The organism is Vibrio sp. NFR (assembly GCF_027587095.1).
In the GTDB taxonomy this organism is placed as follows: domain Bacteria; phylum Pseudomonadota; class Gammaproteobacteria; order Enterobacterales; family Vibrionaceae; genus Vibrio; species Vibrio harveyi.
Genome location: NZ_JAPPTN010000002.1, coordinates 419,867 through 434,372, shown reverse-complemented (window position 1 = coordinate 434,372; position 14,506 = coordinate 419,867). Strand labels below are relative to the sequence as shown.

The following is a 14,506-nucleotide window of genomic DNA, read 5'->3' as shown; positions in this document are numbered from 1 at the left end:
CAGATTACTTGGCGAAATAAAAAAACAATGGCTAACCAAACTATAAGTTCATCTGCACCAACCGATGATGAAATCGATCTCGGTAAACTGTTTGGCATATTGATAGATGCGAAATGGTTCATCATTGGCATTACGCTTCTCTTTGCAACAATCGGTATTGCCGTGGCATTGCTATCGACACCTATCTACAAAGCTGATGCTCTGATTCAGATCGAACAGAAAAGCTCTGGTGGTATTTCGGCGATGGTCGGCGATATGGGCGAACTTTTTGCTGCAGAATCGTCAGCAACGACTGAGATTGAGATCATCAAGTCACGTATGATCCTTGGTGATACAGTCGATAAATTTAACCTAACGACGATTGCCACTCCGGACTATCTTCCTTTTATCGGTAAAGGTCTTGCTCGCATCAATGGCACTCAAGATTACATCTCAGTTTCAACTTTCGAGATGCCACGTACCGCGCAAGGCTACAAACATCAGCTTGTGGTAACAGATGCAGAGAAAGGCAGTTTTGATCTGATGATTGAAGATCAAATTGTGCTTTCTGGCGTTGTTGGTCAAACGATTGAAATGAATGGCTACCGCATCAAAGTACGTGAACTGGTTGCGCAAAACGAAGACAGTTTTTCAATCGGAAAAATTAGCAAGCTTGACGCGATCAACCGATTGGCTTCACAACTGTCTATTTCAGAACGTGGCGCGAAAACAGGTATTGTGTCACTGAGTATTGAAGGCGAATACCCTGAACGTAACCAGCAAATTTTGAATGACGTTGTGCAAAACTACTTCCTACAGAATGTAAGAAGAAACTCAGCGGAAGCGGAACAGAGCCTAAACTTTCTAAAAGATCACCTACCGGAAATCAAAGAGAAACTGACAGGGTCTGAAGACGTACTGAATCGTTTTAGACAAGAAAACGAATCGATCGACTTAAACCTTGAAGCACAATCAACACTCAAAGTGATGGTCGCTCTTGAAGCGCAGCTTAACGAACTGACATTCAAAGAAAGTGAAATCAGCCAAAAGTTCACGCAGGATCACCCAGCATATAAATCACTATTGGATAAACGTCAGACGTTACTGCAAGAAAAAGCTCGTTTGAACCGACAAGTTCAGAAGCTGCCAAAAACGCAGCGTGAAGTCCTACGTATGACACGTGACGTTGAAGTTAACCAACAGATCTACATTCAGCTTCTCAACAAAGTTCAAGAGTTGAACATTATTAAAGCTGGTACCGTTGGTAACGTACGCATTATCGATAGTGCACAGTCTTACGCTATTCCAGTGAAGCCTAAGAAGCCTCTTATCGTTGTTCTAGCAACATTATTAGGCGGTATGGTTGCCGTTGCTTTTGTTCTGGTTAAAACCGCTTTCCACCGCGGCGTCACTTCTCCAGACGAGATTGAACAAACGGGTATTTCTGTTTACGCAAGTGTTCCTAAGTCGGTACAACAATTAGAAGTTGCGAGCAAACTTAAGCGCAAGAGCAACAAAGACCTGCTTCTATTGGCAGAAGAAAACCCAGCGGATCTTTCGATTGAAGCACTACGTGGACTTCGCACTAGCCTTCATTTTGCGATGATGGAAGCGAAAAACAACGTACTGATGATCTCTGGTCCAGCGCCTTCAATTGGTAAGACATTTGTATCGACAAACTTTGCGGCAGTAGCAGCGAAGACAGGTCAAAAAGTGTTGTTGGTCGATGCGGACATGCGTAAAGGTTACTTGCAACAATGTTTTGGTCTGACGGCTGATAACGGTCTTTCTGATTTCTTAAGCGGTAAGATTAGTCAAGATATGGTGATCAAGCCGACTAAAGTTGAGAACTTAGATGTAATTACTCGTGGTCAAGTACCACCAAACCCTTCTGAGCTTTTGATGCACCCACGATTTGTTGAGTTTGTAGAAAAAGCATCACAAGAGTATGACCTAGTGATCATCGATACACCGCCAGTATTGGCAGTGACTGACCCTAGTATCGTTGGTGCGATTGCAGGAACCACTCTGATGGTAGCTCGCTTTGACCAAACGACATCGAAAGAGCTTGAAGTCGCTCGCAGTCGATTTGAACAATCGGGTGTAGAAGTCAAAGGCGTCATTCTTAACGCAATTGAGAAGAAAGCGGCGAGTTCATACGGCTACGGTTATTACAACTACGCCTATAAGAGTGAGTAATGTCGCTACACCCAAGTGACTTAAGCATACTTGGGGAAAACCATAAATAGAAACACAAAGCCCCGCAATTATCGCGGGGCTTTTTAATAATGATCTAATTAAGATAGCTTCTATTATTGCTTCTTCAATTGAAGAAAAGTGAGCACACTCAATAGCAAGAAGAAGGCGGGATCACTCCAACCAAAGCCAACAAAAACCCCCGTGATGCCAGCATAAGTAGTGATCGCTACGCCCAAGACATTCGTGACCAACAAAGCTTTAAACAGTTGTTTCACCGTGTTGCCAGATTCAACATCACGCAACATCAAACTTACCGCAGCAACCCCACCTAAAAAGATTGACGTATGCTGGGACAAAAACAGTGCGTACTGGTCATTGATTTGTACACCATACATCGGCCACATCATGGTTGGAACAAAAAATAACGCAAAAGCAAATACCGTATAAACCGTGCCATGAACAGTTAGAAAGGTGCGGTTAGTCATAATATTACGCTCCGATTGGACCTTGATTGATGGTACTTAGTGGCGCGTTGATATCAAATATCTGCCCTCTTACTTGTTCAACCCCCATCTGTTTCAGACGAGCAGTGTGCATTTCGAGATAGGCTTGCGCCGTGGCTTCATCTTCAAAAAGATAGATGCCACCACCAAGTTTATCTTTCTCGCTTTCTGTCCAAATTTTCCAAATCATACCCGGTTCTTGGTTAATTGATTTAGCTAAATCGATCAGAGCATTCGACATCTCTTCACCAAACGGACCATGAAATTCAAAATCAACTTGCAATAGTTTCGCCATCTTGAGTCTCCTCTTCTTATTGACTCGCTTTTGATGGGAAGATTATTACCTTTATAAAACTGACAAAAAAGTTCATAATTTTGCCATTAACTGTGGAAAAAACTGACTAATGAGACTCAAAACAACCTTAGAGCAATGGCAAACACTACAAGCAATTGAACAGGCGGGGAGCATTCAGTCAGCCGCAGTGATGCTCAATAAAAGCCATACCACGCTTATCTATTCGGTGAAAAAGCTCGAAGACCAATTAGGTATCAAGCTGATAGAAGTAAAAGGTCGTAAGGCCGGATTAACCGAACACGGTCAGACGATGTTGCGCCGTGCACAATCAATGCTTGAGCAGGCTCGTGAACTTGAAATGATCAGTGAGCAGCTAAATAGCGGTGTAGAATCACAGATAACGGTAGCGATCGATCACTTGTGCGACCCAAGTTGGCTCTATACTCCACTTAGTGAATTTCTCACACATAACAACACGACTTCCGTTCAAGTTGTAGAGACCTCTCTGAGTAAAACCACAGACATGGTAATCAATGAACTTGCGGATATTGCCATCATCAACCTTCCGATCACCAACTACCCTGCTGAAGCGTTCGGCACTACCACTATGGTCCCTGTGATCGCAGCTCGACATCCACTAGCAAAAAAGGAACATATTTCATTGGCGGACTTTGCAACCACCAGCCAAATTGTGGTTCGAGACTTAGGGGAATCAAACAAAGAGAAGCGAGACGTAGGCTGGTTACGCGCGCGTCAAAGAATCACGGTAGATAATTTTGACCACGCATTTAGAGCGGTTGAGCAAGGTGTCGGCTTCTGCCGCCTCCCAAAACATCTCGTTGAGTACCGTCAAAACGACCACATCAAAGAGATAGATCTTGAACATTCGAACCAATATCAAGTCGCTCTACATCTTACCTTGCCGAAAGGGGCGAAAAGTGGACCCGCCGCCCTTGCCCTCTATAAAACACTACTTGATAGTGCCAAAGTGCGAGTTGGATAGAGCGACACAAAACAAGCTCAACAGGCGCAATTCTTAAGCCTTCATCATGGATGCTTTCTCTTCTCCAACTTACTCCTCGCTTAAGTTCTAGAACGTTTTATGTGAAGTTAAGTGCAGTTTTGCTTCTTTATATTATTCAAAGTTGCGATACCTGTTTCGATTACATACCATTGAAGCAGCTCAAGCCTAAAGCACCCAACACTCGCGGAAAGAACTCGGTTCACGGCACCTCAACCACCCTGCTTTTGTTAGCAGGAACAATCTGTTTTTACCTTCTTTTTAACTTCTAATAAAGCGAGTGTGGAAGAGATAAGAAAGGTGAAAAATGCAATCTTACAATAGCTTCTCCATTAACCTTAACCAGCAAAAGTCTGTAGCAAAAAAACGCTTAAAGGCGATCCGCCAAGAAGACACCATTGCACTCAAACAGGTTAAACAGTTTCACTCTCAACCAGAAACGCTTACTCCTAACTCTATCCAGCTGTCAGACGTTCAACACGCTCTAGCTAGAGAGCTTGGCTTACCCAGTTGGAGCAAGTTAAAAGCACATATAGAGGAATTAGAAAGGCACAAGCACGCTATTGACCACCAAGCAAACCCGCTTGATGCAGATTTAAAAACACTCCACGTCCGCTGTGGGCACGATATTCAGCAGCTATTAAAGACTTGCGGGTTTGAAGGTGATTTCTTACCTATGATTGATCCACTGTGCATCGGCCCTATTCCCAATGATAAAAAAGGCTTTGTCGCCATTCGAGCACAATACGTCGTAGGCACATTGCTGACCGTGATGGCTCGCAAAGATTCGGTTCAAAATGTAGCGCAGTTTGAGCAAAACAATATCCATACTCTACTTAACCATCAATACGAACGTATTGTGTTTTGGGTTGAACACGATGCCTATGATCAATTCATGCTACTTCGAGGACTCTCCTTGTTAGAGAACACAGTAGGTAAAGTGATAGAGATCATCGAATTCAACCAGTTTCCAGGAACAGAACGGTTTATTGGCTTTGGGCAACTCCCTGCCGAAGCTATCCGCTCATGTTGGCAACACCGAAAGCCGGTTACAGCGAAGCTTTTCAGTCAAGCCAAACGCTGCTGGCAAGCGTTGCGGGCTCAAACACCGCAGCCGCTCCTTAACTTGCTAGAACAACATGAATTAGATTGCTTACCGAATATCAAAGCAGTGATGAAACGACACCTTCAAGAACTGCCTAACTCGGAGTCAGGATTGAGCTTCACCCAATATTTGGCGTTGCAAGTATTGGGCGAGCAAAGCACAGCCATCACCGTTAAAGATTGGTTTCAAAGAAGTCAGCAAAGAGAGCCCCTTCCCACCCTCGGTGACGTAATGTTTTATGCATTGCTACTACCACTCGCACGAGCGGAAAAACCACTGTTTGCTGTGGATTCATTTGATAAAAATTGGTGGGAACAACAAGTCAGTATTAATGCTCGTGGCAAAGCTTGTTTGAGTGGGAAAGACTTTTTCATTCAAGACTATTGGGTCGGAGGGCTCCATAACCGAGAACAAGACTATTGGACGTGGGATCACACCTCTCTATCAACACTGCGTCATGTCGTGATGAGTTAAACATTTGAGGCAATAAGCAATAAGCAAACTAACGTCGGTAGCCATCTAAAAACAGCGTAAGAATATCCTCAACGACTTTCTTGCGCTGCTCAATACTCGGCACCGCTTGATTGGCAACCAATTGTGGCCACAAACAGTTTCCTTTCAATAAGCACATTAGCATGCAACTCATCATGACTGGGTCAAGCGCTTTGACCTTGTTATCCGCAATGGCTTCTTTAAACCAGTTTTCCAGCAATGCATCTTGGCGTTGAAGTTGGTGTAGGTAGTTCTCTGCCAATTCTGGTGTGCGCATAAACTCACTGATCACCATCTTGGCGAGCGGCAAACCAAAGTCTTCATACATAGAGTCCAACTTGGCATGCAGATAGGTTCTAAGTTGTGTTTCGATATCGCTCTCTGGTGAGTAATTGAGTTGCAATCGTGCACGCTGAGTTTCGAGCACGCTTTGTATCGACTCGATAAACAACACATCTTTACTTTCAAAATGGCGATATAAGGTACGCTTCGATGCCCCAGCTCGCTCACACACTCTATCCATATTTGCGCCACTAAATCCGTGCTCAATAAACTCCTGTTGAGCCGCTTCAATCAGCGCAATGCGTTTTTTTTCCGAAAGTTTCATCGTTCTAGATTCACCAACCTCATGTAAGTGGCTGCAGAGTATAGCGCGCAAGAATCTAAAGTACACTTTAAAGTTTACTTTTTAAATTTTAAGAGTAAGATGCGCTCGCCGAAGTTAAGAAGCCTCTCTAAAAACACATAAAAGCCGCGGATCTTAACTCTCGTTTTGGTGCTTTTTCCTTATGAGAAAGCAGTGATTTTTCCGTGACGATAATTGAATCTCATAAGCTAAAAGTAACCTATCTTCCGCTTACATTGAGATCGCCACGATTTATGAAGTGACTTATGAAATTACCTTCTTTGCTTGTTGCTGCATCTTGCCTGTTTACCGGAGTCGCGAATGCGGATTCCATTTCTCTTCCTATTTGGAAAGAGAAAGCAGAGGCGCTTGGCTACAATTTGCCAAAACCTTTCGGTTTAAACCTCAGCTATATGAGTATGGAACAAGGCATCAATGTCGACTCTATCGCTTTAAAAGGCTTGGGCGGGATTGAAAAACTAGTCGATATGCAAGCAGAGCCAGGTAAACAAGCCACCGATGTAATGACATTGCGTGCTGATGTCTGGCTATTTCCTTTCTTAAACGTTTATGGCTTGATCGGCACGCTCGACGGCTATTCAGAAACGGATGTAAACGTCAAAGTTAAGTTGCCGTTTGTGAAACCACAACGTATTGAGAACTTTCGTCTAGACCTTGACGGTTACACCAAAGGTCTTGGCTTTGTACTTGCCGGCGGCTACGACCAATGGTTCGCACTGGTCGATGCAAGTTACACTCAAACCAATTTAACCGTTATTGACGGTTCAATTGATGCGCTTGTTGTATCTCCTCGTGTTGGTTACGACTTCCATCAAAATGGCGTGCCAATTCGATTTTGGGTTGGTGCTATGTATCAAGATGTCGAGCAAGAACTCTCTGGTTCACTCAAAGATCTTGGACTACCACAATCTTTAGGTGGCGTAATCCCATCAGGCGCGCGTTTTGAAGTAAAACAGCGTTTAGAATCTGAATGGAACACCATCGCAGGCATGCAATACCAAATTAATGAAGATTGGTACCTTTTGGGTGAAGCCGGTTTTGGAGATCGTCAAAGCATCTTCTTCTCTTTAGACCGTCGTTTCTAGGGTAACAAGAAGATGAAAGCCTCTTATTCTCTTGCGCTCACCGCGCTGCTTAGTTCGTCATCTGCTTTTGCTATGCAGCAAGACGAAAGTAGCTTAATGGATGACATCCTGACCAAGCTTGGTTCAAGTGAGACCGTGGATGAATCTAAGTTAATCGACTGGGGCGTATTACCAGGTCCTTTTGTTAACCCAGAACAAGGGTTTGGTATTGGCGTTGCTGCAGTGGGGTTGTACACGCCTTATGACTGGCAAAAAGGCGATCCTTACTCGACCGTCACCGTTACTTCTTATGGTTCAACCTCAGGCTCTTACGGCTTGGGGTTAAACAATCGCACCTATTTAAAAAATGACAAAGTCCGTCTTTTAGGTGAGGCATGGATAAGCCATACCCCCGGTTACTATTGGGGTATTGGCAGCCAAGCCGCAGAAAACGAGAACAACAAAGTGCAGTATGAAGGGCAACGTTTACAGTTGAGCCCAAAAATCGCCGTTGAAGTCGCACCAAATACTTACGCCAAACTTGGCTGGCAATGGCAGTCATTCAGTAAGGTCGACGGTGTCGATGGCGATATTCTCCCTTCAGAAGTTGCCGATGCCACCAGCAGTGGTGTCTTAGTTGGAATGGAATACGACACGCGTGATTTCGAGCCGAACCCAATGCGTGGACAGTTTCTCGATATTGAATGGATAGCGAACCGAGATTCACTCGGTAGTGATGAAGACTACGACAACCTCGTTGCTAACTATCGTGTTTACCAACAATGGTCTGACACTACGATTATCGCAATGGAGGTATATTCACAATCGATTTTCGGTAACGCTCCTTGGTTTGATTACGCCCAGCTAGGTGATGACCAGCGTATGCGTGGCTACTACCAAGGGCAATATCGCGATAAACACCAGCTTTCTACACAAGTAGAGATTCGCCATACCATTGCGGGTCGTCATGGTGTGGTTGGGTGGCTAGGTGCCGGTAATATCGCACCGACTTATCACGACCTCTTTAAAAGTAGCTGGTTACCTACTGTCGGGGTTGGTTATCGATTTGCCTTTAAGGCACGTATTAACGTGCGCGTCGATTTGGGCGTTGGCAAAGACAGCACTGGTTTTTATTTCCAAATTAATGAAGCATTCTAGGAGTAGGGTTTGAAGAAAACAGCACTATTACTACTGAGCCTTTGTAGTGGACTCGTCCACGCGCAAGAACTGAAAGCACCGGTTGGCGTAAGACCGTGCTGTGCATTTGGTGTCGATCTCAAAGCGCAACTAGGAAGCGTGCCTGTTCCATTCTTTTCTCTTGAGAATGTCTTATCCAGCAACGAAGTGGGTACTCACCACTATAACGATGGCAGTGAGTCTGTCTCTGGTAGCCTGCTAGGTCTGAATGAAGAAGCTAACGGCATTATCTTTACCGAACTAGGCGGGTTTATTGATACTGCCCACGTCCGTGATACCGCAGATTACACCTATTATTTATTCACCCTAAATCAACATTATCTCGGTCGCGCAGCGCATCTGGACTTGCCTGGAGAACTTCGTGTTCGTCGTATTCGTTGGTATGAACAAAAAGAGAAGCTTAGCGAAGAAGAGAAGCTAGATCGCAGTGCTCAAGCAGCAGCGCTAACCGCGTTTCGACTGGCTCAATGGCATGAAATAGCTCAGTGGTTCGGTATGGTGTCCGTTAGCGGATTTAAAGAGCTGGCATCTGCCTTTTCATCCGAAGACCTCTACTCCAACATGCTCGGCGCAAAATTAGCCAAGCAAGTATTACTGGACAACCCCGAGCTCGATCAAAAAGGCTTTTCTAGAGCCATGGACAGCGCTTTCAAACAAGCTTTAAAGGATTTAAAAGCTCAATCGAAAGCGATAACGAAACAGAAAATCCAGCAACTCGATGGTGATTGGTGGGATAGCTCGCGACGCTTACCTGATAAATGGGTAGTTCGATTCCGAGATTACCATATGGCACTGAACTTAACGCCCAACTACTCTGGTGCAAACCATGAGCTTTCGTTATCCGCGACCTTTGCCGATCAACAACCAATTGACCAGTGGATGAGCGTAGAGTTTAGAGCAAGCGACAATGAAAAAGCCTTCTCAGCACTGCCTAAGTCTCTGACCTCAAAATCAATTTGGACACCTAAAGATTATCAACAGATTTCAGATTTTGCTCGTACCATCGATAACCAAACCCGCCCTCCGTTGAAATAACACCGCAATAAACAACTGAATAAAAGATGCCTAGTTATGCACTTGGCATCTTGCCCTCTACTTGTATGCAAACAGTTTTCTACCAATCAAGAATGTAAGAATTCATTTCTATCGGTTGTAAATTCGATAAATTTGTTAATTAACAAACATTTCAACCAGCCTTTTAGTTGCCATTTGGTTAATATTCTATTTTTTAAAGTGACTAACTTCACATCTATCGACCATTCAGAGGATTATTCTTTCGTATTTTCACACTCCGCTGCTAATCTGCACGCCGCCTTGAAGTGAACTCAAGGTGCATAACTATAAGGAGTGTTCTCATGAATACCAAGAAACCGATGTCGCTCACCAGCCGCGTAATTTTGGGTATGGTAGCGGGTATCTTGACAGGATTTGCAATTCGCACACTTTTTGCCGACAACGGATTTGTCGACGCATACATTGTTAATGGATTATTCGAAGTTGGTGGACAGATCTTCGTTGCCAGCTTAAAAATGCTTGTTGTACCGCTAGTATTTGTTTCGCTAGTTTGTGGTACCAGCTCTCTAAAAGACCTATCTACATTGGGTCGCATGGGTGGTAAAACCCTTGCTTTCTACGTAGCAACAACCGCTATCGCAATCACACTTGCTCTAACCATGGGTACGCTATTCCAGCCGGGTGCTGGTGCAGACCTAACCGCAGCAAGTTCATTCAAATCAGCAGAAGCGCCATCTTTGGGTCAGGTGATCATTGATATGTTCCCGACTAACCCAATCAGCGCAATGGCAGAAGGTAAAACCCTGCAAGTTATCGTGTTCGCCGTCCTATTCGGTATCGCGATCAGTGCAGCAGGTAAGCCAGGCGAGCGTATCGCAGCATTCTTCTCTGATCTGAATGAAGTAATCATGAAATTGGTTGCGATTCTGATGAACCTTGCGCCTTACGGTGTGTTCTTCCTAATGGCGAAGCTGTTTACAGGTCTTGGTCTAAGCGCAATCTTCAACCTTGCTGAATACTTCGTTGTACTAGCAGGTACGCTATTGCTGCACGGCCTTGTGACTTACAGTCTGATGCTAAAAGGCTTCACTGGTCTAAACCCAATTACGTTCCTACGTAAGATGGAAGACGCAATCATGTTTGCTTTCTCTACAGCATCATCAAACGCGACCATTCCAGTGACAATGGAAACGGCTAAGCACCGTATGGGTGTTGAGAACCGCGTATCATCGTTCACAGTACCGCTAGGTGCAACCGTGAACATGGACGGCACGGCGATCATGCAAGGTGTGGCGACAGCGTTCATCGCGCAGGCATTCAACATCGACCTAACTATGGGTGACTACCTAATGGTTATCATGACGGCAACATTGGCGTCTATCGGTACCGCAGGTGTTCCTGGTGTTGGTCTAGTAATGCTAGCAATGGTATTGAACCAAGTAGGTCTGCCACTAGAGGGCATTGCACTTATCATGGGTGTTGACCGTCTACTTGATATGATTCGTACCGCAGTAAACATCACCGGTGACAGCGCAGTGACTATCATTGTTGCTAAATCGGAAGGCGCACTGGATGAAACTCGCTTCAACGATCCAAAAGCTGGGGTCGCCGAAGAAGAAGTGCATCTGAAACGCGCGGAAGCTTAAACCCTTCTAAACTAAATTATCCTGTCTAAGCAAAAACCACCTTATTCTGAGGTGGTTTTTTATTTCCAATAAACCCGAAATCAAAAAGGTTTAGATAAAATTCTCGTCCCCCGAGGTTGTTTCAATTACTAATCGGTAAGTAGTTAGATTCTATATTAGTTCATCTAGAGGGTTAAGATAACTGGCCTATGTTTATCACTTTGAAAATGATATATGGGACATTTTCATCATACAGAGATACAAATTCCATTATCAAATTAAAGATCAAAACCAAATCGCGATAGATAGTAGTCTGATAATTAGGTTGGTACTAAGATACATACATCATAATTTCATATTTAAAAATAGTCTTTTTTATTCATTTTATCATATCCAATACTTGCATTAGGTTTCAACGAAAGTATGTTCGATTTTTTTAAGAAATTTAAATATACATTAAGCCCAGAGATAAAAGGTACTTTAGTTCTTGATCAAAGACCTCTAGAAAATCTAACGGTTTACTTAGAAGCTAATTTTTTAAAGAATACTTACAAAAGGAGTTCAAGTACTAATGAGTTAGGTGAATTTCACTTTAAACCAGTCATACATTCTCAAAGGTTCAAAGAATTCGCTTTGAATCAAACATACTCATACATAGGGATATACACCTATATAAATGAAGAAAAGAAATATATTTGGGAGTCTCAGTTAAACTACGTTTCACCACCTATATTTATAGAGGACAACTTAAGTAATCTTTACTGTGAGCTTGAAGATACCGAGTTTCGATACTTTTTCAAGAATATAAACCTAGAAAATGCTCGAGATCTAATGGTGGTTAGCTCCTGCAATTTAAATGGATTTTTATATAAAAGACATTTTTCATAGAGTTTATGATTGTGATGATTATTAAACTCAAAGTTCTTTAAAAGCAAAAGCTATACCTGAACGCCTCAATCAAGTTTAAACATATCAATCAAAGTGCTCATTCTCAGAATTTTTCTCTAAAGGAATTCACTACTTAACTTTCGTATACTCCTGATTCCACATAACCAGTTAGTTTGCACTGACTGTACACATAAGTATCATCTTCACCATTTCCAAAATAAGAAAAAGCGAAGTAGTAAACTTCATTGGTTACTTCACAATTCAAATTTCCCATATTTTCTCTAGCAAACTCATAAGTCTCATAACCATCAATTGAAGACTCCCATATCGTCACCTCTTCTCCATTTGCTAGATGAGTCTTCAGGAAAACGAGCACGTATTTCTGATTTAGGCTCAATATGCCTTGAGATTTACGCTCTTCAAATGCAGGGAAGGCAAACGCTCCGCTAGAATCAGTAAGAGTTTGAAACTCATGTATGGTTCCACGAACACCAACTCGAAGGACCACTAATTGAGATGACAACGGTGTTCCGTTCAAAGTTAACATCCCCCGGATATCTGGCGTATACCTGTACATGGAAGGCTGCCCTTAGCTAAAAACTTGAATCCGAAAGTATACTTTCCAATAGACCAAATCCACCACGGTAAACAACATTACGACGAGCTCGTGTGCTTTGAGTAAATGTTAAAAATAACAATTTCTTATTTGAACTAAACCAAACATTGAACATGTTTGATGGGCAGTTTCCCCACCTACTTCACCATCGAACTCAGCTTTTCTCTCGCTTGCTCTTCATGCTCATCGGTGATGGCATTGCCGACCGAGTTCGCCGCTAGAGTCAATGCTGCCATGTCATCGGTAAAGCCGACACCTGCTAACACGTCTGGCACCATATCTGTTGGTAGGACGAAGTAAGCCAGCGCGCCACCTAAAATTGCCTTGTGGCGAACAGAGGTATTGGAATCTGCCATCGCAAGCCATGATTTGATGCCCATAACAGCAATCTCTTCGCCTGCTTTCTTGACGGAATTTTTCATTTTACGCCAGAAGGTTTTCTCATCTGGTGCTTGCATCGTTTGGTCTAAGACGTCATCGGACGCCGAATTTACAGACATGCTTGTGGTCATCGTGCCTCCTAAACTTATGACTGTGGCATAGATATTAAGACGATGAACCTGAACGTAGGATTAATAGCGAGTAATGATAATGAAGAAAGGAAGCCAATTGGCTAGATAAAAAAATCCCCAAACCGAAGTCCGGGGATTATTGCTTTGGAGACAAAAAGTCTTGGAAATCAGCTGGTTTTGAAACCAACAGCTTTGAAAACCAAGATTTAGAAGCAGAATGCCTTATTGAGCAATCTTCTCCAATACACGCATCAACATTTTGATACGTGGTTCGATAGACTCAAGCAACAAGTACTCTTGGTCACTGTGGAAGCCCGCACCGATAGGTCCTAGACCATCCAAAGTTGGAACACCAAGAATCGCCGTGTTATTTGCATCAGAGCCGCCACCCACTTCTTTCCAGTTGATGTCGATCGCCAGTTCACTTGCGGCTTCTTCAACTAATGTCATTAAGCTTTCTGTTTGTGGGCTTGGCACCATAGAAGGCTTATAAGCTTCACGAACCAACTCAATGCTCACGCCATCAACGAATGGTGTTTCCAGCATGCCATTTAGCTTGCTATCGACATCATCGTATTCTTCGTTGCTCCAGAAACGCACATCCACGATCGCTTCAGCATGTTCCGGAACTATGTTCGCACCGTTACCGCCAGAAACAATACCGACGTTCAACGTGGTACCAGATTCAAAGTTGGTCATTGCATTGACAGCCAAAATCCAATTCGCCATCTCAGTGATTGCGCTGCGACCGTTTTCTGGCTCGTTACCTGCGTGAGCAGCAACGCCATTAAAGGTCATTTTGTAGCGAGCCATGCCTTTGCGCGCTTTCACTAAACCGCCGTCTGCACGTGCCGCTTCTGCAACCAGAACATTCTTTGCGTTTTTCGCAACTGATTGAATCCAATCCACAGAATCCAAAGAGCCAGTCTCTTCATCTGGGTTCATGCAGATAGCGATAGATAACTTATCCAACACCGCTTGGTCTAGATTGCGCATCGCGTATACGATGTTAAGCAAACCAGATTTCATGTCAGACACACCTGGACCGTAGGCTTTCTCTGCATCTTGAGACATTGGACGAAGCTCAGCGGTACCCACGGGGAACACGGTATCCATATGACCAATCAGCATCACATCGATTTGCTCAGCTTCCGGCTTATTTCGAACTTCAAGACCAACACCGGCTCTGCCACAGTCGATGCGTTTTATGCTCCAACCTGACATCGCTTGGTACTTCTCTTCAAATTGAGAAGCGATAAACTCGATACCATCAGTAGTGTAAGTGCCACAATCCACATTGATTAGCGGACGTAGCTCCTCTAGATATTCATTTAGAGAGAATTGCATGAC

At 43.7% G+C, this 14,506-nt stretch carries 14 protein-coding genes; 8 read left to right on the top strand and 6 right to left on the bottom strand.

Going from position 1 to position 14,506, the window contains the following annotated elements:
- The first annotated feature begins 27 nt into the window (after positions 1-27).
- The gene (locus OH463_RS05520) at positions 28-2,178 is read left to right on the top strand and encodes a polysaccharide biosynthesis tyrosine autokinase (RefSeq protein ID WP_009698013.1); all 2,151 of its coding nucleotides are present in this window, start codon (positions 28-30) and stop codon (positions 2,176-2,178) included.
- Positions 2,179-2,291: 113 nt separating this feature from the next.
- Here OH463_RS05520 and OH463_RS05515 read toward each other — a convergent pair whose 3' ends face one another.
- The gene (locus tag OH463_RS05515; RefSeq protein ID WP_269990768.1) at positions 2,292-2,663 is read right to left on the bottom strand and encodes a hypothetical protein; all 372 of its coding nucleotides are present in this window, start codon (positions 2,661-2,663) and stop codon (positions 2,292-2,294) included.
- Between the two features lie 4 nt (positions 2,664-2,667).
- Positions 2,668-2,976, bottom strand: coding sequence for a monooxygenase (locus tag OH463_RS05510; protein ID WP_101959789.1), 309 nt, complete (start codon positions 2,974-2,976; stop codon positions 2,668-2,670).
- 109 nt (positions 2,977-3,085) lie between these two features.
- Here OH463_RS05510 and OH463_RS05505 point away from each other — a divergent pair, with 109 nt between their 5' ends.
- Together OH463_RS05505 and OH463_RS05500 are read left to right on the top strand one after the other, a co-directional pair.
- A complete protein-coding gene (locus OH463_RS05505) occupies positions 3,086-3,979 on the top strand; it encodes a LysR family transcriptional regulator (protein WP_009698016.1) in 894 nt (297 codons plus the stop codon).
- Positions 3,980-4,304: 325 nt separating this feature from the next.
- Positions 4,305-5,576: a DUF1835 domain-containing protein gene (locus OH463_RS05500; RefSeq protein WP_269990765.1), complete on the top strand. Its 1,272-nt coding sequence runs from the start codon at positions 4,305-4,307 to the stop codon at positions 5,574-5,576.
- A gap of 28 nt (positions 5,577-5,604) precedes the next feature.
- Here the strand turns inward: OH463_RS05500 and OH463_RS05495 are convergent, their stop codons facing one another.
- Complete coding sequence (locus OH463_RS05495; RefSeq protein WP_029788340.1) at positions 5,605-6,201, bottom strand: TetR/AcrR family transcriptional regulator; 597 nt, start codon at positions 6,199-6,201, stop codon at positions 5,605-5,607.
- A gap of 284 nt (positions 6,202-6,485) precedes the next feature.
- On the opposite strand from OH463_RS05495, the gene OH463_RS05490 reads away from it, so the two are divergent.
- From OH463_RS05490 to OH463_RS26265, 5 genes are all read left to right on the top strand, one after another.
- A complete protein-coding gene (locus OH463_RS05490) occupies positions 6,486-7,325 on the top strand; it encodes a hypothetical protein (RefSeq protein WP_005447451.1) in 840 nt (279 codons plus the stop codon).
- A 12-nt stretch (positions 7,326-7,337) separates the two neighbouring features.
- On the top strand, positions 7,338-8,462 hold the full coding sequence (locus OH463_RS05485; RefSeq protein WP_114092882.1) for a BamA/TamA family outer membrane protein: 1,125 nt from the start codon (positions 7,338-7,340) through the stop codon (positions 8,460-8,462).
- Positions 8,463-8,471: 9 nt separating this feature from the next.
- Positions 8,472-9,536 carry a DUF4056 domain-containing protein gene (locus tag OH463_RS05480; protein WP_269990761.1) on the top strand — a complete coding sequence of 355 codons (1,065 nt, stop codon included), beginning with the start codon at positions 8,472-8,474 and terminating at the stop codon, positions 9,534-9,536.
- 320 nt (positions 9,537-9,856) lie between these two features.
- Positions 9,857-11,161: a dicarboxylate/amino acid:cation symporter gene (locus OH463_RS05475; RefSeq protein ID WP_005437888.1), complete on the top strand. Its 1,305-nt coding sequence runs from the start codon at positions 9,857-9,859 to the stop codon at positions 11,159-11,161.
- Between the two features lie 402 nt (positions 11,162-11,563).
- Positions 11,564-12,028, top strand: coding sequence for a DUF6795 domain-containing protein (locus OH463_RS26265; RefSeq protein ID WP_313905200.1), 465 nt, complete (start codon positions 11,564-11,566; stop codon positions 12,026-12,028).
- 133 nt (positions 12,029-12,161) lie between these two features.
- On the opposite strand, the gene OH463_RS05470 is transcribed toward OH463_RS26265, so the two are convergent.
- The 3 genes from OH463_RS05470 to OH463_RS05460 form a co-directional block, all read right to left on the bottom strand.
- A complete protein-coding gene (locus OH463_RS05470) occupies positions 12,162-12,575 on the bottom strand; it encodes a DUF6795 domain-containing protein (RefSeq protein ID WP_333482789.1) in 414 nt (137 codons plus the stop codon).
- Between the two features lie 206 nt (positions 12,576-12,781).
- Positions 12,782-13,156, bottom strand: coding sequence for a YkvA family protein (locus tag OH463_RS05465; RefSeq protein ID WP_017818396.1), 375 nt, complete (start codon positions 13,154-13,156; stop codon positions 12,782-12,784).
- 222 nt (positions 13,157-13,378) lie between these two features.
- A complete protein-coding gene (locus OH463_RS05460; protein ID WP_038898264.1) occupies positions 13,379-14,503 on the bottom strand; it encodes a M20 family metallopeptidase in 1,125 nt (374 codons plus the stop codon).
- Positions 14,504-14,506: the final 3 nt, after the last annotated feature.